This is a genomic window from Lysobacter helvus (genome assembly GCF_018406645.1).
Classification (GTDB): Bacteria; Pseudomonadota; Gammaproteobacteria; order Xanthomonadales; family Xanthomonadaceae; genus Noviluteimonas; species Noviluteimonas caseinilytica.
Window position 1 is genome coordinate 270,314 of sequence record NZ_AP024546.1, and the last position, 24,342, is coordinate 294,655.

The 24,342-nt window shown below is 68.4% G+C and carries 19 protein-coding genes and 2 tRNA genes; 9 read left to right on the plus strand and 12 right to left on the minus strand.

Features of this window, described 5'->3' with window-relative positions:
- Positions 1-1,427: 1,427 nt before the first annotated feature.
- A tRNA-Arg gene (locus LYSHEL_RS01430) sits at positions 1,428-1,504 on the minus strand.
- A gap of 32 nt (positions 1,505-1,536) precedes the next feature.
- Positions 1,537-1,613: transfer RNA gene (locus LYSHEL_RS01435), tRNA-Pro, on the minus strand.
- A 102-nt stretch (positions 1,614-1,715) separates the two neighbouring features.
- Here LYSHEL_RS01435 and LYSHEL_RS01440 point away from each other — a divergent pair.
- Positions 1,716-2,477 (plus strand): Bax inhibitor-1/YccA family protein, encoded by a 762-nt coding sequence (locus LYSHEL_RS01440; protein ID WP_213435269.1) that lies wholly within the window; start codon positions 1,716-1,718, stop codon positions 2,475-2,477.
- Positions 2,478-2,543: 66 nt separating this feature from the next.
- Here LYSHEL_RS01440 and LYSHEL_RS01445 read toward each other — a convergent pair whose 3' ends face one another.
- The 3 genes from LYSHEL_RS01445 to grxC form a co-directional block, all read right to left on the minus strand.
- Positions 2,544-3,566 carry an isocitrate dehydrogenase gene (locus LYSHEL_RS01445; RefSeq protein WP_213435270.1) on the minus strand — a complete coding sequence of 341 codons (1,023 nt, stop codon included), beginning with the start codon at positions 3,564-3,566 and terminating at the stop codon, positions 2,544-2,546.
- A gap of 116 nt (positions 3,567-3,682) precedes the next feature.
- Complete coding sequence (locus LYSHEL_RS01450; protein WP_213435271.1) at positions 3,683-4,081, minus strand: carboxymuconolactone decarboxylase family protein; 399 nt, start codon at positions 4,079-4,081, stop codon at positions 3,683-3,685.
- Positions 4,078-4,398: a glutaredoxin 3 gene (gene grxC, locus LYSHEL_RS01455; RefSeq protein ID WP_213435272.1), complete on the minus strand. Its 321-nt coding sequence runs from the start codon at positions 4,396-4,398 to the stop codon at positions 4,078-4,080. Before grxC ends, LYSHEL_RS01450 begins: the two co-directional genes overlap by 4 nt.
- Before the next feature lie 169 nt (positions 4,399-4,567).
- On the opposite strand from grxC, the gene LYSHEL_RS01460 reads away from it, so the two are divergent.
- The 5 genes from LYSHEL_RS01460 to LYSHEL_RS01480 all read left to right on the plus strand — a co-directional run bounded on the left by LYSHEL_RS01460 (position 4,568) and on the right by LYSHEL_RS01480 (position 11,982).
- Positions 4,568-6,142 (plus strand): M48 family metalloprotease, encoded by a 1,575-nt coding sequence (locus LYSHEL_RS01460; protein ID WP_244858710.1) that lies wholly within the window; start codon positions 4,568-4,570, stop codon positions 6,140-6,142.
- Positions 6,143-6,223: 81 nt separating this feature from the next.
- Positions 6,224-6,913 (plus strand): phosphate regulon transcriptional regulator PhoB, encoded by a 690-nt coding sequence (gene phoB, locus LYSHEL_RS01465; protein ID WP_213435273.1) that lies wholly within the window; start codon positions 6,224-6,226, stop codon positions 6,911-6,913.
- 10 nt (positions 6,914-6,923) lie between these two features.
- A complete protein-coding gene (gene phoR, locus LYSHEL_RS01470) occupies positions 6,924-8,288 on the plus strand; it encodes a phosphate regulon sensor histidine kinase PhoR (protein WP_213435274.1) in 1,365 nt (454 codons plus the stop codon).
- On the plus strand, positions 8,285-10,432 hold the full coding sequence (ppk1, locus tag LYSHEL_RS01475; protein WP_213435275.1) for a polyphosphate kinase 1: 2,148 nt from the start codon (positions 8,285-8,287) through the stop codon (positions 10,430-10,432). Before phoR ends, ppk1 begins: the two co-directional genes overlap by 4 nt.
- Before the next feature lie 107 nt (positions 10,433-10,539).
- Positions 10,540-11,982: a Ppx/GppA phosphatase family protein gene (locus LYSHEL_RS01480; RefSeq protein ID WP_244858711.1), complete on the plus strand. Its 1,443-nt coding sequence runs from the start codon at positions 10,540-10,542 to the stop codon at positions 11,980-11,982.
- Positions 11,983-12,603: 621 nt separating this feature from the next.
- Here LYSHEL_RS01480 and LYSHEL_RS01485 read toward each other — a convergent pair.
- Genes LYSHEL_RS01485 through LYSHEL_RS01500 form a run of 4 tightly spaced genes read right to left on the minus strand, consistent with a single transcriptional unit; the run spans position 12,604 to position 17,899 of the window.
- A complete protein-coding gene (locus LYSHEL_RS01485; RefSeq protein ID WP_213435276.1) occupies positions 12,604-14,688 on the minus strand; it encodes a S9 family peptidase in 2,085 nt (694 codons plus the stop codon).
- Between the two features lie 27 nt (positions 14,689-14,715).
- On the minus strand, positions 14,716-16,533 hold the full coding sequence (locus tag LYSHEL_RS01490) for a hypothetical protein (protein ID WP_213435277.1): 1,818 nt from the start codon (positions 16,531-16,533) through the stop codon (positions 14,716-14,718).
- Between the two features lie 31 nt (positions 16,534-16,564).
- Positions 16,565-17,485: an ABC transporter ATP-binding protein gene (locus LYSHEL_RS01495; protein ID WP_213435278.1), complete on the minus strand. Its 921-nt coding sequence runs from the start codon at positions 17,483-17,485 to the stop codon at positions 16,565-16,567.
- 3 nt (positions 17,486-17,488) lie between these two features.
- Positions 17,489-17,899, minus strand: a complete 411-nt coding sequence (locus LYSHEL_RS01500; protein ID WP_213435279.1) for a GntR family transcriptional regulator — start codon at positions 17,897-17,899, stop codon at positions 17,489-17,491.
- 192 nt (positions 17,900-18,091) lie between these two features.
- On the opposite strand from LYSHEL_RS01500, the gene LYSHEL_RS01505 reads away from it, so the two are divergent.
- Together LYSHEL_RS01505 and LYSHEL_RS01510 are read left to right on the plus strand one after the other, a co-directional pair.
- Complete coding sequence (locus LYSHEL_RS01505; RefSeq protein WP_213435280.1) at positions 18,092-19,234, plus strand: glycosyltransferase family 4 protein; 1,143 nt, start codon at positions 18,092-18,094, stop codon at positions 19,232-19,234.
- Complete coding sequence (locus LYSHEL_RS01510; RefSeq protein ID WP_213435281.1) at positions 19,212-19,754, plus strand: phosphatase PAP2 family protein; 543 nt, start codon at positions 19,212-19,214, stop codon at positions 19,752-19,754. The genes LYSHEL_RS01505 and LYSHEL_RS01510 overlap by 23 nt, the downstream gene beginning before the upstream one ends.
- A gap of 55 nt (positions 19,755-19,809) precedes the next feature.
- Here LYSHEL_RS01510 and creD read toward each other — a convergent pair whose 3' ends face one another.
- The 3 genes from creD to creB form a co-directional block, all read right to left on the minus strand.
- Positions 19,810-21,195, minus strand: a complete 1,386-nt coding sequence (gene creD / locus LYSHEL_RS01515; protein WP_213435282.1) for a cell envelope integrity protein CreD — start codon at positions 21,193-21,195, stop codon at positions 19,810-19,812.
- 136 nt (positions 21,196-21,331) lie between these two features.
- Complete coding sequence (gene creC / locus LYSHEL_RS01520) at positions 21,332-22,759, minus strand: two-component system sensor histidine kinase CreC (RefSeq protein WP_213435283.1); 1,428 nt, start codon at positions 22,757-22,759, stop codon at positions 21,332-21,334.
- A 3-nt stretch (positions 22,760-22,762) separates the two neighbouring features.
- Positions 22,763-23,431: a two-component system response regulator CreB gene (creB, locus tag LYSHEL_RS01525; RefSeq protein ID WP_213435284.1), complete on the minus strand. Its 669-nt coding sequence runs from the start codon at positions 23,429-23,431 to the stop codon at positions 22,763-22,765.
- 38 nt (positions 23,432-23,469) lie between these two features.
- Between creB and LYSHEL_RS01530 the strand changes: the two genes are divergently transcribed.
- A complete protein-coding gene (locus LYSHEL_RS01530; RefSeq protein ID WP_213435285.1) occupies positions 23,470-24,342 on the plus strand; it encodes a 23S rRNA (adenine(2030)-N(6))-methyltransferase RlmJ in 873 nt (290 codons plus the stop codon).

Genomic DNA, 24,342 nt, shown 5'->3' on the forward strand with positions numbered 1-24,342 from the left:
TCCGCTTTCGGCCAGAAGCGGACATTCGCTAACGCCCGGAGTCAGAGCTTGTCGAGACTCCGCGCGTCGCTCGGTCGAGGCCTTTTCCAGTGTGCGTGTTCGTATCGTGCTCCAGGGCCACCACGAACAACACCATGGCTGCCAGTGTGGCCGCTGCGCTGTGCCTGGCCACCGCGACAGTCCGGCGTATTCCCTCAGGCTGGTCGCTCATCGTCTTTGGATGAACCCACGGGAACAGAAATCTTGTCCGCAGTCCAAAGTGGCGATTTGCCCCACGCACAAATAGTTCGTCACGGGTCGCGGATTTGTCCCCAAGCGAAATCGCAGCCTGCTCGCTGGAAATGATGTGCACCAAACCGCATGCGATAAGCAAGACAAGCGCGGCAATCGTGAATATCGACATCGATTTTTCTCAGTGGACCGTGCATCAGACTGACGTCCGCTATCGGCCAGAAGCGGTCTTTCGCGGATACCGGACGGCCAGACTGCCCAGACGAAACTGATAAGAGCTGGCACCAGTAGCAAGGTGAGAACTCCTCCGAACCAGAAGAGGAACCAATACAGCACCTCAGGAAGCGCTTCTCGCGGCAGCCAAGCGCAGGCCCAAAGCACGATCACTGCGCTGGATGCAATTTGGACAATCCGACGAATCATTCTGTGCACTGACTAACGGCTAGACGCTCGCAATTCTGCCCGAAATGAAGTGTCAGCTTTGGGTCGAAACCGGTCACCTGGTGTCGCGTGGTGGGCAGGCGCGGCGGGTGTCCGCTTAAGCGGACACTCCCTCCGATGGGAGCTTAGCCATTGCTAGCGGCCGACTGGCGGTTCCAGGAGGTTGACCGAAGCCGCCTCGGCTTTGGAAAGGGTCCATCGCCGAATGACCCTCTCCGAACCGTAGTGGAATACTTCAATGCGGTATCCACGCCCACCGCGCTCCAATGCAACCGCAACCAGGTCAGTCCGTTCGCAAGCAGACAGTAATCGATTAGGCGAAAGGCTCGTTCGCACTACGTCTGTTGCGTTGAAATCCTGACCCTTCGCCGCTACAGGACCAACGATGCGCTCCAGTGCCACCCGGACATCAATCGGCACCTCGTTCCAATCTTGCACCGGTCTACACTCAGGCGGCCGCGCTGCGACGGACTGAGACGCCGCGAGCAGCGCTATGAAAGGCAAGGACGAAATCGTCGTTCTCATAGCCTAGATTGCCTCCAGCCCGGGACTGATCACGTCGAACGCTGAGACTAGTCGAATGGGGTTGGTCTGATGTCCGCTTTGGGTCGAAAGCGGACATTTTGAGGTTGCGTTATCGACGACTCGGAGCGCCGTGAAACACTCACGACGAAATGCAATTCGAAATTTTTGGCGAATTTTCAGGAGGCCGGTACACACTCTCGGCCTAAACCAAGCTAAGCCACTGATTTAAATGGCGCGCCCGACAGGACTCGAACCTGTAACCGCCGGCTTAGAAGGCCGGTGCTCTATCCGGTTGAGCTACGGGCGCTTCGAACGGCGATGTGCGTCGAAATGATCGAGTGGTCGGGGTAGAGGGATTCGAACCCCCGACATCCTGCTCCCAAAGCAGGCGCGCTACCAGACTGCGCTATACCCCGGTCGAGCCGGAACGTTGGCGATTCTGGGAACCGGGGGCGGCACTGTCAACGCGCGATCGCCGCGCTATGCTCCGGGCTTCTTCACATTCGCAGGACGCCTCCATGCTTCGCAGCGGCAACCCGGCCCTCAAGGACACCACCTTCCTCGACCTGCGCAGCGGCCAGGTCGTCGCGCGCGACGGCGACGCGATGACGTTGAACGGCACGGTCAACAAGACCGGCCTGCTGCTGTTCCTGGCGATCCTCACCGCAGCGTTCGCGTGGCGCAGCATCGACATCGGCCCGGACGGCCTGTCGTCCAACGCCACGATCTTCCTGTGGGGCGGCCTGCTCGGCGGCCTGGCGTTCGCCATGGCCACGATCTTCAAGCCCACGTGGTCGCCGGTCACCGCGCCGTTGTATGCGCTGTTCGAAGGCCTGTTCCTCGGCACCATCTCGGCGATCTACGACTACCGCTTCCACGGCATCGTGCTGCAGGCGGTGATGCTGACCGCGGGCACGCTGTTCGCGCTGCTGTTCGCGTATCGCAGCGGCATGATCAAGGTGACCGAGAACTTCAAGCTCGGCGTGGTCGCGGCCACGGGCGGCGTGGCGTTGATCTACCTGGCGACCATCGTGCTCGGCATGTTCGGCATCAACATCCCGTACATCCACCAGTCCGGCCTGATCGGCATCGGCTTCAGCCTCGCGGTCGTGGTGATCGCCTCGCTCAACCTCGTGCTGGATTTCGACTTCATCGAAACCGGCGTCGAACAGGGCGCGCCGAAGCACATGGAGTGGTACGCCGCGTTCGGCCTGATGGTCACGCTGGTGTGGCTGTACCTGGAATTCCTGCGCCTGCTGTCGAAGCTGCAGTCGCGCTGAGCACGCACGCATCGCAAACGAAAACGGGGCCGAAAGGCCCCGTTTTTTGTTGCCTGAAGCAAACCGTCAGATGCGGCTGGCGATCGCCTTCGCGAACGACATCGTGTTGCCCGTGCCGCCCAGGTCCGGCGTCATCGAATCCTTCGCTTCCAGCGTGGCGATGATCGCTTCGCGCAGGCGCGTCGCCTTGTCGGTCATGCCGAGGTGGTCGAGCATCTGGCCCGCGGCGAGCAGCAGCGCACACGGATTGGCGATGCCCTTGCCCGCGATGTCCGGCGCCGAGCCGTGCACCGCTTCGAAGATCGCCGCATCCGTGCCGATGTTCGCGCCCGGCGCCAGGCCCAGGCCGCCGACGAGGCCGGCGCACAGGTCGGAGATGATGTCGCCGAACAGGTTGGTCGTCACGATGATGTCGAACTGTTCCGGGCGCATCACCAGCTGCATGCAGGTGTTGTCCACGATCATCTCGTTGCACTGGATGTCGGGATATTCCGCGGCCACGGCGCGCGCGGTCTTGAGGAAGAGGCCCGAGGTGGACTTCAGGATGTTCGCCTTGTGCACCACGGTGACTTTCTTGCGACCGGTGCGGCGCGCGAGTTCGAACGCGTAGCGCACGATGCGCTCCGAACCGCGGCGCGTGACCTTCTGCGTGAGCAGCGCGGTCTCGCCGTCTTCGGACACGGACTGGCCTTCGCCGATGTACGCGCCCTCGGTGTTCTCGCGGACGGTGATGAGGTCAACGCCGGTCGGGAAGCGCGACTTGGTGTTCGGGAAGCTCTTGGCCGGGCGCACGTTGGCGTACAGGTCGAAGCGCTTGCGCAGTTCCACGTTGATCGAGCTGAAGCCCTCGCCTACCGGCGTGGTGAGCGGGCTCTTCAGCGCGATGCGGTTCTTGCGGATCGAATCCATCGTCGCCGCCGGCAGCAGTTCGCCGGTCTTCTCCAGCGCCGTCATGCCCGCTTCGGCGAATTCCCAGGCCAGCCCGAGGTTCATCGAATCCAGGACGTGCAGCGTGGCGTCCATGATTTCGGGGCCGATGCCGTCGCCGCGGAGGACGGTGATGGTGTGTTGCGTGTTCGTGGGGGTCATTCGCGGGTCCGGACGTGCCAACGGCGCGCGATCACAGGCGCGCCGGGGCGGGTTTCAAGGGGCCGCGATTATGCCAGACGCCAGCGTAGGGACCGGCCGTGCCGAAGGTCCCGGACTCAGCCGTGGTCGTGCGCGGCGGGCGCCGAAGCGTCGCCGGATTCGAGCGTGTCGAGGAAATCCACCGCGCGCCGCAGGTGCGGGATCACGATCGATCCGCCCACCACCAGCCCCACCGAGAACGCTTCGAACATCTCGTCGCGGTTCACCCCGGCCTCGCGGCACTGGGCCACGTGGTAGCTGATGCAGTCGTCGCAACGCAGCACCATGGAGGCGACCAGCCCGAGCAGCTCCTTGGTCTTCACGTCCAGCGCGCCGGCCTGGTAGGTCTGCGTGTCGAGCGCGAAGAAGCGCCGGACCACCTGGTTCGGTTCGGCCAGGATCCGCTCGTTCATGCGCTTGCGGAAGTCGGTGAACTGGCGGACGCGGTCGGCCTCGTTGCCGCCGGTACCGCTCATGCGCCCGCCCCCGCCAGCAGCGGCTCGAAGCGGCCGGCGCGGTGCAGCGCCATCAGGTCGTCGTAGCCGCCCACGTGCGTCTCGCCCACGAAGATCTGCGGCACGCTCGTGCGGCGCGTCTTCTGCACCATCGCTTCGCGTTCGCCGGGCGCGGTGTCGATCCGGACCTCGGTCCAGGCCAGGCCCTTGCTCTTGAGGAAGTTCTTCGCGGCCACGCAGTAAGGGCAGATCGCGGTGCTGTAGATGGTGATGACGGGGTGGGTCACGCTGGCTCCTGGAACGCTCGCCGACGGATGCGGTCGGACATTGGCACGCATGATGGGTGCGGCCTTTCTCCAATTCCACCCTTTGGCCGGAATGTGCGTGCAACACTGTGGATTAACTCCCGATTCACGCCCGTGCCCCGCACGGGACGCATGCTCCCCGCGCTGCCGCTTGACCCCCGATTCGATGGAGAACCGCGTGCCCCGATCCGTCCATCCGCTGATCCGCACCACGCTGCTCTCCGCCGGCCTCGCCCTGGCGATCGCCGCGCCCATCGCGGCGCAGAACACCAAACTGCCGGACATCGGCTCCTCGGCGGGCGAAGTCCTCGGCCCCGCGCAGCAGTCCGAATACGGCGCGATGACGCTCAGCCAGCTGCGCCACTACGGCTACGTGCTGGACGATCCGTTGCTCGAAGGCTGGCTGCAGGGCGTCGGCAACCGCCTGGCCGCCGCGAGCGACAAGCCGCGCCAGCAGTTCACCTTCTTCCTGCTGCGCGATCGCCAGATCAACGCCTTCGCCACGCTCGGCGGTTACGTCGCCACCAACGCGGGCCTGGTGCTCGCCGCGCAACGCGAGGACCAGGTGGCCAGCGTGCTCTCGCATGAAATCGCGCACGTCACGCAGGACCACGTGCTGCGGGCAGTGGAACGCGCGCAACGCGACAGCGTGCCGATCCTGCTCGCGATGCTCGGCGCGATCGTCGTCGCGCAGAAGTCCGGCGGCAATTCCAGCGACGACGCCACGCTGGCCGCCGTCACCGGCGCGCAATCGCTGCTCTACCAGCGCCAGATCGACTACACGCGCGACAACGAAGCCGAAGCCGACCGCGTCGGCATGCAGACGCTGTCGCGCAGCGGCTACGACCCGATGGCGATGGCCGAATTCTTCACCACGCTGCAATCCTGGGTGCGCGCCAACCAGGGCGGCGAACGCGAACGCACGCCCGATTACCTGCAGACGCACCCGGTCACGGTCACGCGCATCAGCGAAGCCAAGCAACGCGCCGCGCAATTGAAGACGCGCCCCACGTTCTCCGCGCCGGCCGCCACCCACAACCCGCTGCTGCCGGGCAACATGCAGTTGCCGAGCGCAGCCTTGCAGCCCGTCGCCGGCACCGGCCAGTTCGGCTGGGCGAAGGAACGCCTGCGCGTGCTCAGCGCCGACACCCCGGCCGCCGCGATCCGCGAATACGAACAGATGCGCACGCGCGCCCCGCTCGACGATGCGCAGCGCTACGGCCTCGCCCTCGCCCACCTGCTGGCCAACCACGCCGCTGCGGCGACGGAAGAACTCACCCCGCTGCTGGCCGCCCACCCCGGCGACCTGTGGCTCGACCTTGCCATGGGCGAAGCCGAAGCGCGCGGCGGCAAGACCGCCGCGGCCGACGCCCGCTTCCAGGGCATGGTCGCGCGCATGCCGCGCAACCGCGCCGTGGTCCTCACCTACGCCAAGGTCCTCGGCGAACGCGGCGACGCCGCCTCCGGCAAGCGCGCCCAGGCGATCCTTCGCCCGCTGGCGGGCAGCAGCGCCGACGACCCGATCTTCCAGGAAACCTTCGCCCGCGCCAGCGAACTGGCCGGCGACCCCATCCGCGCCGGCGAGGCCTACGCCGAGGTCGAATACCTCAACGGCCGCCCCGAACGCGCCCTGGCCCAGCTGCAGAACCTGAAGAAGCGCCCGGAACTGGACTACTACGCCCGCGCGCGCATCGACGCCCGCATCGCCGCCATCACCCCCACGGTGCTCGAACTGCGCCGCCAGGGCGTGCGCGACGACAAGATCGATCGGCAGTAATCCGCGGCAAGAGCGCCGATCACCGCGCCCCGGGCGTACCGTGTCACCCTTCGGTCACAAAACCGTCGTCTACTGCCGCCCATGCAGAAGCGCATCCTCATCGTCGATGACGAACCCGCGATCCGGGACATGGTCGCCTTCGCCCTGCGCAAGGGCGAATACGAACCCATCCATGCCGGCGACGCCCGCGAAGCGCAGTCGTCCATCGCGGACAAAGTGCCGGACCTGATCCTGCTCGACTGGATGCTGCCAGGCACCAGCGGCCTGGAACTCGCCCGCCGCTGGCGCAAGGACGCCCTCACCCGCGAAGTGCCGATCATCATGCTCACCGCGCGCGGCGAGGAGAACGACCGCGTCGGCGGCCTGGAGGCCGGCGTCGACGACTACGTGGTCAAGCCCTTCTCCGCCCGCGAACTGCTCGCCCGCATCCGCGCCGTCATGCGCCGCTCGCGCGAAGACGACGAGGACGGCAGCGTCAAGGTCGGCGCCCTGCGCATCGATGGCGCCGCGCACCGCGTGTTCGCCGAGGACGCCCCGGTGCAGATCGGCCCCACCGAATACCGCCTGCTGCATTTCTTCATGACCCACCCCGAGCGCGTGTACACCCGCGCCCAGTTGCTCGACCACGTGTGGGGCGGCAGCGTGTACGTGGAAGAGCGCACCGTCGACGTCCACATCCGCCGCCTGCGCAAGACGCTGGAGCCGCACGCCCTCGATCCCATGGTCCAGACGGTGCGCGGCGCGGGTTACCGCTTCTCCGCCGCCGTCTAGACTGGCGCGCATGCCGCCGCGCGCACGCTCCGCCTGGACCCGCACGCTGGGCCAACTCCTGTTGGTCCTGGCGATCGCTGCGGTCGTGGGCGTGCTGGTCCGCCATCCGTGGCCCGTCATCACGGTCGCCGCGCTCGGCATCGTCGCGTGGCATTACTGGAAACTGCACGGCGTCCTGCGCCGCCTCACCGACCGCACGCGCCTGCAACCGCCGCAGGGCAACGGCGTGTGGAACGAACTCGACCGCCTGCTCCACCGCAGCCAGGCCGAGATGCGCACGCGCAAGCGCCGCCTCGTCGAAATGCTGCGCGCCTACCGCGCCGCGGCGATGGCGTTGCCGGACGCCGTCGTGGTGCTCGATCGCAACAGCCAGCGCGTGCAGTGGTGCAATCCCGCCGCCGCCACGCTGCTCGGCCTGCACTATCCGCGCGACCTCGGCGCCCCGCTGAGCGAACGCCTGCAGCCGCTGTCGCTCGCGCGCTGGCTCGCCGCCGGCCGCAACGCCGAACCGTTGATGGACACGCCATCTCCGGTCGATCCCGACCTGCGCCTGAGCCTGCGCCTGATCCCCTATTCGGACGAACTGTGGCTGCTCGTCGCGCGCGACGTCAGCAAGCTCATGCGCCTGGAACAGATGCGCCGCGATTTCGTCGCCAACGTCTCGCACGAATTGCGCACGCCGCTGACCGTCGTGCACGGTTACCTCGACCTGCTCGATCCGGCCGACCAACCCGAATGGGCGCCGATGCTCGCCGAAATGCAGCGCCAGTCGCAGCGCATGACGCAGCTCGTCGAAGACCTGCTCACGCTCTCGCGCCTGGAAGCGCAGGAAGGCGTGGCCGAAGAACACGTGGGCATGGCGCCGATGCTCAACACGCTCAAGCGCGAAGCCGAAGCGCTGAGCCAGGGCCGCCATCGCGTGGTCGTCGAGGACGCCACGCTCGCCGAAGGCGCCCCGCTCGACCTGTGGGGCTCGACCAAGGAACTGCACAGCGCGTTCTCCAACCTCGTCAGCAACGCCGTGCGCTACACGCCCGCGGGCGGCACCCTCCGCGTGCGGTTCGCGCGCGAAGACCACGGCGGCGTGGTGCTGGCCGTCACCGACAGCGGTTACGGCATCCCCGCGGCGCACCTGCCGCGCATCACCGAACGCTTCTACCGCGTTTCCACCAGCCGTTCGCGCGAAAGCGGCGGCACCGGGCTCGGCCTGGCCATCGTCAAGCACGTGCTCAACCTGCACCAGGCGCGCCTGTCGATCGACAGCGAAGTGGGCCGTGGCAGCACGTTCGCGTGCCATTTCCTGGCCGAGCGCACGCTCCCGCGCGACGGCCTCGACGATGCCCCCGCCCCCGCTGAGGCAGAATCCAGTCCATGAACGCAACACCCAAGCCTTCGCAGTCCCGCGCCTCCGATCCGCGCAATGCCCGGCACGTGCCGCACGACCAGGCCGCGCAAGGCCAGGACGTCGACCCGCTGCGCGATCCCGCGCTGTACTTCAACCGCGAACTGTCGCAACTGGATTTCAACTTCCGCGTGCTCGCGCAGGCGCGCGATGCGCAGGTGCCGCTGCTCGAACGCCTGCGATACCTCTGCATCTCGTGCACCAACCTCGACGAGTTCTTCGAGATCCGCGCCGCCACCGTGCGCCATTCGCAGGACTTCGGCATCCCGCCGGGCCCCGACGGCGTGGCGCCGGCCGAAGTGCTCAAGCAGATCCACGACCGCGCCGCCGAACTGGTGGACGCGCAATACCGGTGCTGGAACGAAGAACTGCGCCCGCAGCTCAACGACGCCGGCGTGCGCATCCTCCCGCGCGATGCGTGGAACGCGAAGCAGACGCGCTGGCTGCGCGACCACTTCTGCGAACAGATCCTGCCGGTGCTTTCGCCGCTGGGCCTGGATCCCGCGCATCCCTTCCCGAAGATCCTCAACAAGTCGCTCAACATCGTCGTCGTGCTGAAGGGCAAGGATGCGTTCGGGCGCACCGGGCACCTGGCGATCGTGCGCGCACCACGTTCGCTGCCGCGCATCATCCAGATCCCGCAGGAAGTCTCGGGCGGGCCGAGCGACTTCGTGTTCCTGTCCGCGATGCTCTCGGCGTTCGTCGACGAACTGTTCCCGGGCATGCAGGTGAAGGGCGCGTACCAGTTCCGGGTCACGCGCAATTCCGAGCTGATCGTCGACGAGGAGGAAGTCGAGAACCTCGCGCTCGCGCTGCGCGACGAACTCATCGGCCGCGGTTACCTGCGCGCCATGCGCCTGGAAATCGCGGAGCAGTGCCCGACCGACATCGTGCGCACGCTGCTGGTGAATTTCGACCTGCCGGAGAACGCGGTCTACCGCATCAACGGCCCGGTCAACCTCAACCGCGTGATCCAGGTGTACGACCTGGTGCAGCGCCCCGACCTGAAATACCCCGCGTTCCAGCCGCGCGCATTGCGCGATGCGGACGCGATGTTCGAACGCGTCGCCGAAGGCGACGTGTTGCTGCACCACCCCTTCGATTCCTTCGCGCCGGTGCTGGAGCTGATCAAGCAGGCCGCCGAAGACCCGAACGTGCTGGCGATCAAGCAGACGCTCTACCGCACCGGCAAGGATTCGCCGATCGTCGAACAACTGGTGCAGGCCGCGCGCAACGGCAAGGATGTCACCGTCGTCGTCGAGCTGCGCGCGCGCTTCGACGAAGAAGCCAACCTCGGCGTGGGCGACCGTTTGCAGGATGCCGGCGTGCAAGTGGTGTACGGCGTGGTCGGCTACAAGACGCACGCCAAGATGCTGCTCATCGTGCGCCGCGAAGGCCGCAAGTTGCGCCGCTACGTGCACCTGGGCACGGGCAACTACCACTCCGGCACCACGCGCAACTACACGGATTTCGGCCTGATCACCGCCGATCCCGACATCGGCAACGACGTCGACCTGATCTTCCGCCAGCTCTCGGGCCTGGCGCCGGCGATCAAGCTCAAGCGCCTGCTGCAGTCGCCCTTCACGCTGCATGCCGGCGTGCTGGCGCGCATCGATCGCGAAACCAAGCACGCACGTGCCGGACGGCCGGCGCGCATCATCGCCAAGATGAACGCGCTCAACGAACCGCAAGTCGTGCGCGCGCTCTACACCGCCTCGCAGGCGGGCGTGCAGATCGACCTCATCGTGCGTGGCGCGTGCACGCTGCGCCCCGGCGTGCCGGGCGTCTCCGACAACATCCGCGTGCGTTCGATCGTGGGTCGCTTCCTCGAACACCATCGCGTGTACTGGTTCGGCAACGACGGTGCGCCCGACCTGTTCTGCTCCAGCGCCGACTGGCTCGAACGCAACCTGTTGCGCCGCATCGAAACGGGCTTCCCGATCCTGGATCCCGACCTCGCCGCGCGCGTCTACGACGAAGCGCTGGCCAACTACCTCGCCGACAACACCAACGCCTGGGCGCTGCAACCCGACGGCCGTTACGAGCGCATCGCGCCCACCGAACACCACATGCCGCATTCGGCGCAGCTCTCGCTGCTCGCGAAGTTGTGCACGTGAACGACACGCTCTTGAACAATATTTACGCCCGCCCCGTCGCCACCGCCCTGCCCTTGCAGGACGGTGATCTCCTGGCCGCGGTCGACCTCGGCTCCAACAGTTTCCACATGGTGGTCGCGCGCTACGTGCTCGGGCAGCTGCGCATCGTCGATCGCCTGCGCGACATGGTGCGGCTGGCCGAAGGCCTCGACGGCAAGGGCGGGCTCGATCCGGACGTGCGCAACCGCGCGCTCGAAAGCCTGCAACGCTTCGGCCAGCGCCTGCGCGACATCCCGCCGCAGCGCGTGCGTGCCATCGCGACCAACACCGTGCGCCAGCTCGCCGTGCCGCAGGCCTTCCTGCTGCCGGCCGAAACCGCGCTCGGCCACGCGATCGAAGTCGTCTCCGGCCGCGAAGAAGCGCGCCTGGTGTACCTCGGCGTCGCGCACGCGCAACCGCCGAAACCCGGCGAACTGCGGCTGGTGATCGACATCGGTGGCGGCTCGACGGAATTCATCATCGGCTCGGGCCTGGAAGCGATCGAACGCGAAAGCCTGCAGGCCGGGTGCGTCGCGAGCACGCGCCGCTTCTTCGCCGACGGCAAGCTCTCGCGGAAGCGCTGGAAGCAGGCGCTGACGGAAGTCTCCGCGGAATTCCAGCAGTTCGCCGGCACGTATCGCGCCCTCGGCTGGAACGAAGCGCTGGGCTCGTCGGGCACCAACAAGGCGATCGGCGAAATCTGCGCGGCGATGAAACTCACCAAGGGCGCGGTGACGAACGTCGCGCTGCCGCAAGTGCGCGATCGCTTGCTGCAGGCCGACACGATCGCCGCGATCGACCTGCCCGGCCTGTCGGAAGAACGCAAGCCGATCATCGCCGGCGGCATCCTCATCCTCGAAGCCGCGTTCGAAACGCTGGGCCTGGAACGCATGGCGGTGAGCAAGGCCGCCCTGCGCGAAGGCGTGCTGTACGACATGCTCGGCCGCGGCGGCGCGGACGATCCGCGCGAAGCCTCGATCACCGCGCTGATGCAGCGCTACGGCATCGACGTCGCGCAGTCCGCGCGCGTCACCGGCACCGCGCTGCACCTGTTCGACCAGCTCGCCCGCGCGTGGAAGCTCAACGACGACGACCGCGCGATGCTCGCCCGCGCCGCGCGCGTGCACGAACTGGGCCTGGCCATCGCACACAGCCAGTACCACGTGCATGGCGCGTACGTGCTGGAGCATTCGGACATCGCGGGCTTCTCGCAGCAGGAACAGCGCGTGCTGGCGGCGCTGGTGCGCACGCATCGGCGCAACATCCCGAAGTCGGCGTTCGAAGCGATCCCGGATCGTTTGCTCGTCGCGGCGAAGCGCTCGGCCGCGTTGCTGCGCATCGCCGTGCTGCTGCATCGCTCGCACGAGGCCGGCGACATCCCGCGGCTGGACGTGCGCGCCGAGGGCGATGCGCTGGTCCTGGTGCTCGACAAGCGTTGGGTCGAAGCGCGCCCGCTGCTGCGCGCCGACCTCGCCGGCGAACCGGATTACATCGCCGGGCTCGGCGTCACCTTGCGCGTCGAAACCGACTGACCGCCGTCGTCTCCGCGAAGGCGGGGAGCCATGGTTTGCTGCAGAAGCCCGCCTGGGGTGAAGAGCGCGTCGCCCGAACCCGCGGCGTGGTAAGAATTTCTCGCCGACGTGGCGGCGAAAATTCTCACCCCACCACGGGCTGGGGCATCACCTTGCGCGCCTTTTCGATCAAGGGGCAGACCGCAAGTTGAGTTCGCTGGCGTGCGTGTGACGCACGCGCAACCCAATCATTGCTTTCGCGGCAATCAAGAGCGCGGTGCCGCGGCTTTGCTGCCTAATGTGTGGAAGGCACAGACTTGGACAGGCGCCCCGCCTGCCAGAGAGCAGTGAGGCATTTCAGATGCGAGGGCTCGAGGTGGGCGGCGCGCCGTCCATCCGGAGAAGATGTGTTCGCCAGCGGCCATCCGAAGCGGTGCACGGGTCTACGCAGGCGTGTTGGCGAAAACAAAACCGCGACGAGATCCGACGCGTCACGTCGCACAGTCTTTTCTGCCGCGTTGCTCTTGCGGCAGAAAAGACTGTGCGATGGGGCGTGGCGGAGCGCCCCTCTGGGTGTCCCCGCCTCCGCGGGGACGACGCAGGCAACCAGTGAATCCCTGCTTCAGCAATCACGACGCAGCGTCACCGCGCTCCAACGCCGACGAAGTCGCTGCCGGTCAACAGCAGGTTCTTCTTCACGTACCCCCGCAGCGCGCGCCCCGGCGGATCCGGCGGTGCGCCACCCAGGCGCTGGTGCAGCATGCGTTCCATCAGGAACAGGTAGGCCTCGCGCGTGCGCGGATCCTCGAGGCGATGGCGTGCATCCGGATCGACGAACAGGCTCACGTCCTTGTCCAGCGACCGCAGCGCGGCCGCGTAGTGCGTCACGCTGCGGATCGGCACGCGTTCGTCGTCGCCGCCCGCCAGCAACAACACCGGGCGCTGCACGCGCGACGCGTTCGCGATCGGCGACTGCACGCGCAGGCGCGTCAGTACGTTGTTGTCCTCCGGATCCAGGTCGAGCAGGCGCATGCTCGTCGCCATCGGGATGCCGCGCGCCATCTGGTCCACGCTGCGCGAATACCAGCGCAGCACCCAGCCCAGGTCCGCCGGCGGCACGGCCGCGATGCCCACCTTGAACAGGTCGGGCTGGAACGTGATCCCCTGCAGCGTCGAATACCCGCCGAACGACACGCCGGTGATGCCGACGCGGTCCGCATCGCCGATCCCGTGCGCGAGCAGCCAGCGCACGCCATCGACGATGTCCTGCTGCACGCGACCGTTGCCGAAGTCGCCCTTCCCCGCGCGCATGTACGCGCGGCCAAAACCTACCGAGCCGCGGAAGTTCGGCTCGAATACGATGTAGCCGCGATTCGTGAGCAGCTGGGCGACGCCGTTGAACTCCGGCCGCATCGCCGCGAACGGACCGCCGTGCACGTTGGCCAGCAGCGGCGCGTGCGCGGGATCCACGCCGGGCGGGAGCATCAGGAAGCCGTGGATCGGCATGCCGTCGGAGGCGCGATAGGTGAAGGCGAGTTTCCGCGCCATCGCCGCCTCCGGCAGCCGCGGCACGACCTGGCCGCGATAGCGATACGTATCGCTCGCAAGGAACGCACGCGACGTCCCGCGCACGGGATCGAACACGAACAGGCGCTCGCCCTTCATCGTCGCCGCGCGGTCGTGCACGAGCCACGCGGTGGTGCCGGCTTCGATGCGCAGGTTGCGGCCGGGGAATTGCGCTTGCAGCGCGGTGATGGCCGTGCGCCATTGGGGCGCGATGGCATGGTTCGTCGCCTCGGTGGCGCGATAGCTCGCGATGATCGGCGCGCGCGTGGCGGGATCGAGCACGACATCGGCGAGGTCCGCAACGCCGCGCGGATCCTCGTGCACGGTGCGCAACTTGTCGTCCGCGCCCAGCCATGCGACGCGCAGGCGATCGCTGCCGATATCCGTGCGCAGCAGGGCCTCATTCCCATCCGCACTCGCCGACAACAGCCCGCACCGCGTCAGCGCCGTGCAGCGCAAGGCCGGCACCCATCGTGTCCCGCGCTTGCGCAGCACCGTGTATCCATCGCCCTCCACGATGGACACGAACGCCAACCGCCCGCGCCCGTCGATCGCAAAATCGGACACCTGCTTCGCATTCGCGTGCAACAGCGTCTCGCGCCCGGCCGCATCCACGCGGAACAGGCGCCATTGCTTGGCGAGCCGCGACGCACGCGGCGGACTCTCCAGCACGATCGCCGCCGCGGGCAGCACCGGATCCACCGCTTCGAACGTGCGCTCCCAACGCCCGCCGAGTTTCGCGATCGCGCGCGACCCCGCCTGCCCCGCCATCGCCACCGCGAACAGCTGCCGCGGCGACGCCAGGAACACCCAGCGTCCGTCGTGCGACCACGACAGCGACGTCGCCTCGGTCTGCGCGAGCACGCGCACCGGCGCGCCGCCCGACGTCGGCGCGCGCCACACGCTGCGCACCTTGCCGTCGTCGCGCAACACGGCGACTTGCTTGCCATCGGGCGACAGCCAACCACCGGCCAGCGTGGGCCGCGACAGGAACGCACCGCGTTCGAACCGCGGCGCCGTCGGCCGCGCGCTTTCGGTCTTCGCGAAGGCGCGCACCAGCGCCGCATCGTCGGTCGCCGCGCGTGCCGTCGCCGGCAGCAGCGCGCAGAGCGCGAGGGCGCACGAGGCCAGCGCACCCCGGATGGAAGGGAACGTCGTCATGGGGAATTCCTGCAATGAAGGGCGCGCTTACGCGAGCGCCGGTTGCGTGAGCGGAGCCTCGTCCAGCGTTTCGCGCGGCGGATACAGGAGCCACAGCGCCAGCACCGCCGGCACGCCGAGCACGGCGCACGCGATCACCCACGCGGCCTTCGCTGCCTTCGACAGCGCCAGGCGCCGCACGCGCCACGCGGCCAGCAACGCGGAGAGCGCGAGCAAAACGAGCGCGGTCAGTTGCGCGCCGCGCGGCACCGGCGGCGTCGCCTTGTCGGTGGCGGGCGTCGGACCGGACAGCGCGCGCTTCGCCGCGCGCTGCGCGTTGTAGAGCAACGGCGAGGGATACCAGTTCTGGAAACGCCAGGCGACCGGATAGTCGAAGCGCAGCACGCGGCGCCCGACATCGGTGACCCTCCCCTCGTCCGTCACGCGCAGCATCTGCTGGAACGGCGCGGTGCCTTCGGCGTTGTACGACGAGCGCGCGTCGAGCACCGAGATCAGGTAACCGTCGAGCAGTTCCATGATGTCGATGCGCTGCACGTCGCCCATCTTGCCCGGCACCGGCACGCGCAGCCGCGGCTGCAGCATCGCGTCGTCGTCGGCCAGCGCGCGCGCATCGTAGAAGTACAGCGCGCGGTCGCTGAGCAAGGCGATGTCGTCGCCGACGGTCGCATAGCCGGTGAGGGTCTCGCCCTTCGGCAAGGTGGCGCGCGGCAGCACCAGGCCCGCATCGGGATCGAACTGGTACACGGTGCTCGCGTTGACCAGCACGCCATCGGGGCCCGGCATCGTCGGCGACGGGAACGGATGGTCGCCGTCCACGCCCATCGTGCCCGCGCTACGGCCATCGACCAGGCTGTAGCCCTGGAAGCGCATCGTGTCGTGGCTGAAGACCCAGCGCACGCGGCGCTCGTCGTCGTCGAATTCCATCGGCACGACGTTCGTCAATTCATTGCGCACGGGCATGCTGGTCATGCCGGGGCCGATCTGGAAGATCTCCGAGATCCCCGCCTGTTCGCGCCACAAGCGCGCTTCCGGATCGCGCGCATCGCGCAACCCCATCGCCATCAGCGCCTTGCCTTCGGCGACTTCCGATTCCTTCTCGCCGCCCGCGTACGGCACGGCCATGTTGTTGGGATGCGAGCCCTGCGCGATCCACACCGCTTCCACGCCGAAGCCCAGCAGCACCAGCGCGAAGAACATCGAGAACATCAGCACGCCCGACGCCAGCACCGTGCCCGCCACGCCGCGCGGCGGCTGCCCGAGGTCCGGCCTGAACGCCACCAGCACCAGCGCGGCGAGCAACGCGAGCGACAGGCCCTGCACCGCCAGCGCGCCGAAGCCGGTCGCCTGCGACAGCGCGAGGAACAACAACACCGCGGCCGCCGCGAATCCGTAGCGCTTGTTGGCAAGCATCGCGTACGCGCCGGCGAGGTAGCCGCAGCACGCGAGCAACCAGCCCGACAGGCACAGGAACCAGTGGCGCATGTCGACCACGCGCGCCGTCAACGTGTCCTGCCACACGCCGATCACCAGCGTCGGCAACAGCACGCCGACGGCGAGGATCACCGCACCCGCCGCGCACAACGCCGCGGCGACCTGCCACGGCGGCATCGGGCGATGCAGCAGGTTGAGCCACGTGTTCGGGCGTCGATAGCCGCCCATCTGGTAGAGGCCCAGCAACAATCCCGTCGCGCCGTACACCGCGCCGACGGCCTGGTAGACGGTCAGCGGTTGCTGCGCCAGGTCCACCACGCGCGTCAAAAAGCCCAGCCACACCACGTGCACCGCCGCGTAGCCCAGCGCCCACGGGCGGAAGCGCAGCAGTTCGGCCTTGAGCAGATCCCACATCGTCGTATTCCTCGAGAAATCGTGCGCGCGATCAGGCCGTGGGCGCCGCGTGGTTCTTCGCCAGGAAGCCATTGACCGCGCGGTCCAGGCTCACGGGCATGCTCTGCACCGAGCGCGCGCCGCTGGCGCGCAGGAATTCGGCGAAGTCGTCGTCCTGGTCCAGCACCAGGTAGTGGTGCAGGCCATCCAGGCGTTGCAGTTGCAGCAGGCCCGGCACCAGGCTCGGATCGGGTCCCTTGAACGGGATGTCGGCCACCCAGTGCGTGACGCGCGCGCAGAATTCATCCGGCGCCGACATGTGCATCAACCTGCCGCGTTCCAGGATCACCAGGTTGTCGGCGACGCGTTCGATCTCTTCCATCTGGTGCGAGCAGTAGATGACCGTGCACGCATCGGCGGCGTTGCTGTACATCAGCGATTCGAGGAACGCGCGCTTGGCGACGACGTCCAGGCCGAGCGTGGGTTCGTCGAGCACCAGCAGCTCCGGCCCCTGCGCCAGTGCGAGCGCGAGGTTGAAGCCCGCGCGTTCGCCGCGCGAGAGCTGCGCGATCTTCTGTTCCGGCAGCACGTGGTAGTGGCCGAGCACCTGCTGGAACGCGTCTTCGTTCCAGCGCGGGTACTGGCGGCGATGCATCGCGGTCACCGCGTTCACGCGCATCCAGGTCGGCAGCGTGTGCTCTTCGTTGACGAAGCCGATGCGGCCGCGATCCTCCGGCGTGAGCCGTTGCGAATCGCGCCCTAGGATGCGCGCGCTGCCCGCGGTCGGCGGCAGGAAGCCGAGGAGGATGCGGAACAACGTGGACTTGCCTGCGCCGTTCGCGCCGACCACCGCGTGGATGCGGCCGCGCGGGATCTTCAGGTCGAGGTGATCCAGGGCGAGCTTGCGGCCGTAGCGCTTGCTCAGCGCCTGCGTCTCGATGACGTAATCGTCGTGCATGGAATGCGTGCTCATGGCTCAGGCGGACTTGCGGGGCGCAAGCGCGAGAAATTCGTGGTGGAGGCGCGCCTGCACCTCGTCAGGCGCGAAGTCGAGCGCGATGACGTCGTGCAGGAGCCGCTGGATGGCTTCGTCGAGGCGGCGCGACCGCTCGGTGTCGCTCAGGCGCTGGCGCGGCGTGGCTACGTACAGCCCGAGACCCTGGCGCGATTCCACCCACCCTTCGGTGGTCAGCTCGGCGTAGGCCTTCGCGACGGTGTTCGGATTGACCGTGAGCTGCTGCGCCAGGCCCCGCACGCTGGGGAGCTGGTCGCCGGGGGCGAGCTCGGCGGTGGCGATCTTCATGCGGACCGCGTCGACGATCTGCTTGCTGATGGGCCGCGGGTCGCCGGTGGCGATCTGCAGCATCAAGGCCTGGGTGCGGGGCATGGGCTGTCCTGTGTGTACCAGCTGTACTGTGATGATTAGTACAGTCCGCACACCCCTGCCCTGTCAAGCGCCGGAAGGGCCGGCCCCGACGAACGGCAAGCCCCGGGATTTCCTGGCAAAAGCCGGATTGCGTCATCCGCCCGACACGGGCGCGACACGGGCCAGTCATCGCAAGCGGCCAGCCTGCCGCCCATGCGCTATGCCCTCGTCACCGAGACCTACCCGCCCGAAATCAACGGCGTCGCGCTGACCGTCGAAGGCCTCGTCGTCGGATTGCGCGGGCGCGGGCATTCGGTGGAAGTGGTGCGGCCGCGCCAGGCCGCCGACGCCAGGCGCGAAGACGACACGGTGCTCGTGCGCGGCTTTCCCTTGCCGCGCTATCCGGGCTTGCGCTTCGGCGCGCCCGCGCTGCGCACGCTCGCCGCGCATTGGCGCATGCAGCGTCCGGATGCGATCTACATCGCCACCGAAGGCCCGCTCGGCTGGGCCGCGCGCCGCGTGGCGCGACGCCTGCGCATCGCGGTCGCCACCGGCTTCCACACGCGCTTCGATCGCTACATGCGCGATTACGGCGCAGGCTGGCTCGAGCCGCTCGCGCTGGCCTGGATGCGGCGCTTCCACAACGCGGGCGATGCGACGATCGTGGCGACACGCGAATTGCGCGACTTCCTCGCGCATGCGCGCTTCACCAACCCCGTGTGCGTGGCGCGCGCGGTGGACGGCGCGCTGTTCCATCCCGGCAAGCGCGACCGCGAACTGCGCGCGCAATGGGGCGCGATCGACGGCACGCTGGTCGCGATCCACGTCGGGCGCATCGCGGCGGAAAAGAACCTCGCGCTGGCGATCGATGCGTTCCGCACGCTGCAGGCCTTGCGCCCCGATGCGCGCTGCGTGTTCGTCGGCGACGGGCCGATGCGCGAGCCCTTGCAGCGTGCGTATCCCGACTTCGTGTTCTGCGGCGTGCAGCGCGGGGAAGCGCTCGCGCGCCACTTCGCCAGCGGCGACCTGTTCCTGTTCCCGAGCCGCAGCGAAACCTTCGGCAACGTCGTGCTCGAGGCGCTCGCCAGCGGCGTGCCGACGGTCGCCTTCGACTACGGCGCCGCGCGCGAACACGTGCGCGAAGGTGGCGTCCTCGCCCCCGACGGCGATGCCGCCGGGTTCATCGCCGCGGCCCTGCGCCTGGGCTGCGACACCACTGCCCTGCACCACGCGCGCAATGCGGCGCGCAACGCGGTCGCGCACTTGCATCCCGAGCGCGTCGCCGCCGAATTCGATGCCTTGCTGCAGGGCCTCGCCCTCGAAAGGAGCCGACATGCGACCGCTGCCGTGGCCTGAACGCTCGCGCGACACCCAGTGGTGCCTGCGCGCCAACAACGTGTGCGCCAACAAGCTGGCGAGGATCGTCTTCTCCGGCATCAGTCGCCTGGGCGACGGCATCGCCTGGTACGTGCTGATGGGCGCGATGGTGGTGTTCGATGGACGCGCGGGCCTGTTCGCGGCCGCGCATCTTGCGGTGACCGGCGCGATCGCGCTGGCGATGTATTCGGTGCTGAAGCGATGGACGCGGCGACCGCGTCCGTTCGCGAGCGATCGGCGCATCCGGGCGTGGGTGGCGCCGCTCGACGAGTTCAGTTTCCCGTCGGGCCACACGCTGCATGCGGTCGCGTTCACGCTGGTGGCGCTGGCGCATTACCCGATGCTGGCATGGGTGCTGGTGCCGTTCGCCGCGAGCGTGGGCGTGTCGCGTGTCGTGCTCGGGTTGCACTACCCGAGCGACGTGCTGGCGGCGACGGCGATCGGGAGTGCGCTGGCGTCGGTGTCGTTGTGGGTGGTGCCGGGGGCGACGTTGTTCTGAGAGGCGCCCCCTCCCCAACCCTCCCCTGCTGGCGCAGGGGAGGGAGCAGAACTTGTTACTCCGTGGTGCCGCCCTGCAGCGCGTACCAGTCGATCTTGCGCGTCACGACCATGATGCCGGCCAGGATCGCGAACAGCAGGCCCGCGCCCATCACCAGCGCGTTGTCCTCCGACACCAGCAAGCCGTACAGCGCGGCGTACAACGTGGTGAGCATCGCGGCGAAGCCGATGCCGCGCGCCGCGCTGCGCAACACCGCGCTCAGGTAGAACCCCAGCAACCCGATGCACGCCGCCGCCGACACGATGTAGGCGATGCCGAAGGCGATGCGTTCGCTCAGGCTCACCAGCAGCAGGAAGAAGACCGCCAGCGCCAGGCCCACCAGGCCGTACTGGATCGGGTGGATGCGCAACTGCTTGATCAGCTCGAACATGAAGAACCCGACGAACGTCAGCACGACGAACAACACGCCGTACTTCGTCGCGCGATCGGCCTGCGAGTAGACGTTCACCGGATCCACCAGCGACACGCCGATCGCATCCACGCCCGCCGTGTCCACGTTGTTGCCCGTGGCGCGCGGGTTGGCATCGGTGGCGATGGTCGGCAGCGTCGCGCCCGCGAGGAACTGGCGCTGCGCGCTGCTGGCGAGTTTCGAGACGGCCCACTTCGCGCGGAAGCCGTGGCCGTCGATCGTGTGCGACAGCGGCGCGAAGCTGCCGCCGAAGCGCGGATGCGGCCACGCCGAGGCGAGCGAGAACTGGTTGTCGCCGGCGATCGGCACCAGCGCGAGCGATTCGGTGCCGTCCAGCGCGACGTCCAGCGTCGTGTCGAACGCGAGTACCTGGCCCGCCGTCGGCGCATCGAACCGCACGTGCAAGCCGCCGGCCGGCCGGCTGCCGAACCCATCGGCCACCGGCATCGCGCGACCGTTCACCGTGAGCCGCGGCGAACCAACGATGCCGCGCACGTCGGAAATGCCCCAGCTCAGGTACGGCCGCCCGATCGTGCGCGGATGCGCGGGATTCGTGTCGGCGGGGATTTCGGCGCGCAGCGTCGCGAGCGCCTTCGCCTGCAGCGTGTACACGCGCACCTTGTGCAACCCGAGTTGCCGCGTGCGCGGCAGCACCGTGCCGTCGAGTTTCAGCGTGGACGGGAAGAACACCCATTGTCCGGCGCGTCGCTGCAGCAACGTGCGCACGCCGCTCTGGCCCGCCTCTTCGACTTCGACGGTTTCGACATACGGCACGACGAGCACGGGCCCGAGCAACGCCTGCTCGCCGGCGGAACTGCGCGCGATCGTCTGCACCGCCTGTTCGCGGTAGGCCTGCCGGTCCTGGATGACGCCCCGCGTCATCGCCAGCGGAATGAGCAGCAACAAGGTGAGCACGAAGATGAGCGCGATCTTGAAGAACAAGCGCGCGCCCGAGGGGAGGTTGAGCTGCATGGCGGTTCCCTGGCCGGTGGTCGAGGCCTGCAGGGTCCGCTGCGCGCGTGCGCCGCCGATGGCGCGACGGTGAGGCGAAGGTGAAGTCGCTTGCTTTCTCCTCCCCCGCTCGCGGAGGAGGCCGGGAGGGGGACGCTCAGCTCGCCGGAATTTCCAACGAAGCGATCGCCCCGCCGCCTTCGCGATTGGCCAACGTCGCCGCCCCCCCATGCAACCCCGCCACCTCCGCCACGAAACACAACCCCAACCCGCTGCTCCGGCTCCCGCCCGCCGGCCGCGGCAGCGAATAGAACCGCTCGAACACCCGCGGCAACGCGTACTCGGGCACGCCTTCCCCGCGATCGGCGACTTCCACGCGCACGCGATCGCTTTCGCGCACGATGCGCACCACGATCGCGCTGCCCGCCGGCGCGAAATCCGCCGCGTTCTCCACCAGGTTCACCAGCGCCTGGCGCAGCAGGAACGCATCGCCGTCGATCCAGGCCTCCGGGTCGCCTTCGCGCAGCACCGTCACCCCGGCCTGCGCGAGCGTCGACTCGCAATGCGCGATGGCTTCCCCGGCGATCGCCACCACGTCCACGCGTTCCTTCGTCTCCAGGTGCTGCCGATGCTCCACCGCCGCCAGCGCCAGCAACTTGTCGATCATCTGCGCCAGGCGTTCGCTCTGCACGCGCACGCTCGTCGCGAAGCGCGCGCGGTCCGCATCGGACATCGGCTGCTCCAGCAACTCCGCGCTGCCGCGGATCGCCGCGAGCGGGCTCTTCATTTCATGCGTCAGGCTGTGCACGTACTGCTCGACGTACTGCTTGCCCTCCAGGCGCGTGCGCATCGTTTCCAGCGCCTGGCCGAGTTCGCCGAATTCTCCCGCCGCCTTCGGCGCCGTCGCGCGCTCGCCCGCCGTCACCGCGTGCGCGTAGCGGCGCAGGCGACCGAGCTGCGATGAAAACCACCACGCCATCAGCACGCCGATCACCAGCGCCACGCCCATCAGCACCCAGCCCCAGCGCATCACCGTGGCCTGGCTGCGCGCGATGAACGGCGCGAGCGCCTGGTTGGGCTTGGCCACCGTGAGCACGCCGACGATGCGGCCGTTCGCATCGCGCATCGGCGCGGCGACGTGCATCACCGTGGACGCATCGTCGTTCGGATCGCTGCGCGTCGAGCGTGCGCCGTACTTCCCGCGCAACGTCAGGTACACGTCGTTCCACTTCGAGAAATCCTTGCCGACATCGCGCCCGGCGCTGTCGAACACCACGATCCCGCGCGCATCCGTCACGTAGATGCGATAGCTGCTCGCGCGCTTGTCGAAGCCCCAGATGCCCGCGCCGAAATCGCGGCCGTGCAATTCCTGCACGCGCTGCGCGAAGCGCCCGTCGGCGATGTGGCCGGCGAGGAAATCATCGGTGGCCAGCTCCGCGAGCACGTTGGACGTATCGACCAGCGTGTCTTCCATCGCCTGCCGCACGCCCGGCTTCACTTCCGCGACGAACACCCGTGCCAGCAACAACGCGGCCAGTGCCACGATCGCGAAGTAGCCGAGGAAGATCCGCAGCCCGATGCGCATGCGTCAGGGCGCCAGCGAGTAACCGAGGCCGCGGTGGGTGCGGATGGGATCGTCGTCGGGCGTCACCGCGTGCAACTTGGCGCGCAACGTCTTGATGTGCGTGTCCACCGTGCGGTCGCCGCTTTCCAGCGCATCGCCCCACACGCGATCCATCAGCTGCGCGCGCGTGAGCACGGCGCCGGGCCGTTGCAGCAGCGCGGCCAGCAAGCCATATTCGTAGCGCGTGAGGTCGAGCCACGCGCTGCGATAGCGGATGCGATGGCCTTCGGCGTCGTGTTCGAAGGTGGCATCGGGGGCCGCCGCCGCGGGTGCGGCCTGCGCACGCCGCAGCACCGCGCGCACGCGCGCGACGAGTTCGCGCGGCGAGAACGGCTTGGTCACGTAATCGTCCGCGCCGAGTTCGAACCCGAGCACGCGCTCGGCCTCGGCCGCGTGCGCGGTGAGGAAGATCACGGGCAGGTCGGCGTCGCGGCGCAGTTCGCGGCACAGGGCGAATCCGTCGAGATCGGGCAGCCCGACGTCCAGGATCGCCAGCGCGAACGGCGAGGCGCGGTGCGCGCGCAGGGCATCGCCGGCGGTCAGGCAGTGGCGCACCTCGAAGCCGTCCGCGCGCAGCGCGTAGGCCACGGTGTCGGCGATGGCGGTCTCGTCTTCGGCCAATAGGACATGCATGCGGGGAGGATAGCGGCCCGCCCGGTATGCTGCGAGCCATGAACTACCGCCACGGATTCCACGCCGGCAACCACGCCGACGTCCTCAAGCACGTCGTGTTGCTGGCGCTGTGCGATGCCCTGGTCGCCAAGCCGGCGCCCTGCTTCGCGCTGGACACGCATGCCGGTCGCGGGCGCTACAAGCTCGATGCCGAGGCCGCCAAGCGCACCGGCGAGGCCGAAGGCGGCATCGGGCGCCTGCGCGCGGCACGGGCCCCGGCGATCGCACGGTACCTGGCGGCCATCGATGCCTGCCGCGCCGCCCACGGCGCCAACAGCTACCCGGGCTCGCCCTGGCTGCTCGCCAACGCACTGCGCGAACAGGACCGCCTGGTGTGCTGCGAGATCCAGCCCGACGAGTTCGCGTGGCTCAAGACCAACTTCCTCGACCGCACGCCCGAGCAGCACACCGAAGTCACCGTGCAGCAGCGCGACGGCTATGCCGCGATGAAGGCGCTGCTGCCTCCGCGCGGCGGCGACGGCACGCGCATCGCGCGCGGGCTGGTGCTGATCGATCCGCCGTACGAATCGCAGATGGAGGAATTCGACACCGCGCTGGCCGCGTTGCGCGATGCCATCGCGCGCTGGCCGCAGGCCACGTACGTGCTGTGGTATCCGATCAAGGTGCGTCGTGCATTGCACGCGTTCCATCGCGCGGCGGGCCTGTTGCCCGCCAAGTCCGCGCTGATCGCCGAACTGCGCGTGCGCGACGAAGACTCGCCGCTGCGCATGAACGGCAGCGGCCTGCTGGTGCTCAACCCGCCGTGGAAACTCGATGCCGCGCTGAAGCCGGCGTTGCACGAACTCGCCGATGCGCTCGGCGAGGAAGGCCGTGGCGGGTGGCGCGTGGAATGGCTGCGCGAACCCGCCTGA

Excerpts from the sequence above, each read along its gene's own strand:
- LYSHEL_RS01490 (WP_213435277.1), bottom strand. The coding sequence starts at position 16,533 with ATGTGGGATCTGCTCAAGGCCGAACTGCTGCGCTTCCGCCCGTGGGCG.
- LYSHEL_RS01450 (WP_213435271.1), bottom strand. The coding sequence starts at position 4,081 with ATGAGCGGTACCGGCGGCAACGAGGCCGACCGCGTCCGCCAGTTCACC.
- grxC (WP_213435272.1), bottom strand. The coding sequence starts at position 4,398 with ATGCGTGCCAATGTCCGACCGCATCCGTCGGCGAGCGTTCCAGGAGCC.
- LYSHEL_RS01505 (WP_213435280.1), top strand. The coding sequence starts at position 18,092 with ATGCGCTATGCCCTCGTCACCGAGACCTACCCGCCCGAAATCAACGGC.
- LYSHEL_RS01485 (WP_213435276.1), bottom strand. The coding sequence starts at position 14,688 with ATGACGACGTTCCCTTCCATCCGGGGTGCGCTGGCCTCGTGCGCCCTC.
- creD (WP_213435282.1), bottom strand. The coding sequence starts at position 21,195 with ATGCAGCTCAACCTCCCCTCGGGCGCGCGCTTGTTCTTCAAGATCGCG.
- creC (WP_213435283.1), bottom strand. The coding sequence starts at position 22,759 with ATGCGCATCGGGCTGCGGATCTTCCTCGGCTACTTCGCGATCGTGGCA.
- creB (WP_213435284.1), bottom strand. The coding sequence starts at position 23,431 with ATGCATGTCCTATTGGCCGAAGACGAGACCGCCATCGCCGACACCGTG.
- LYSHEL_RS01480 (WP_244858711.1), top strand. The coding sequence starts at position 10,540 with ATGGTGGTCGCGCGCTACGTGCTCGGGCAGCTGCGCATCGTCGATCGC.
- LYSHEL_RS01500 (WP_213435279.1), bottom strand. The coding sequence starts at position 17,899 with ATGCCCCGCACCCAGGCCTTGATGCTGCAGATCGCCACCGGCGACCCG.
- LYSHEL_RS01440 (WP_213435269.1), top strand. The coding sequence starts at position 1,716 with ATGCTTCGCAGCGGCAACCCGGCCCTCAAGGACACCACCTTCCTCGAC.
- phoR (WP_213435274.1), top strand. The coding sequence starts at position 6,924 with ATGCCGCCGCGCGCACGCTCCGCCTGGACCCGCACGCTGGGCCAACTC.
- phoB (WP_213435273.1), top strand. The coding sequence starts at position 6,224 with ATGCAGAAGCGCATCCTCATCGTCGATGACGAACCCGCGATCCGGGAC.
- LYSHEL_RS01530 (WP_213435285.1), top strand. The coding sequence starts at position 23,470 with ATGAACTACCGCCACGGATTCCACGCCGGCAACCACGCCGACGTCCTC.
- LYSHEL_RS01495 (WP_213435278.1), bottom strand. The coding sequence starts at position 17,485 with ATGAGCACGCATTCCATGCACGACGATTACGTCATCGAGACGCAGGCG.
- ppk1 (WP_213435275.1), top strand. The coding sequence starts at position 8,285 with ATGAACGCAACACCCAAGCCTTCGCAGTCCCGCGCCTCCGATCCGCGC.
- LYSHEL_RS01510 (WP_213435281.1), top strand. The coding sequence starts at position 19,212 with ATGCGACCGCTGCCGTGGCCTGAACGCTCGCGCGACACCCAGTGGTGC.
- LYSHEL_RS01445 (WP_213435270.1), bottom strand. The coding sequence starts at position 3,566 with ATGACCCCCACGAACACGCAACACACCATCACCGTCCTCCGCGGCGAC.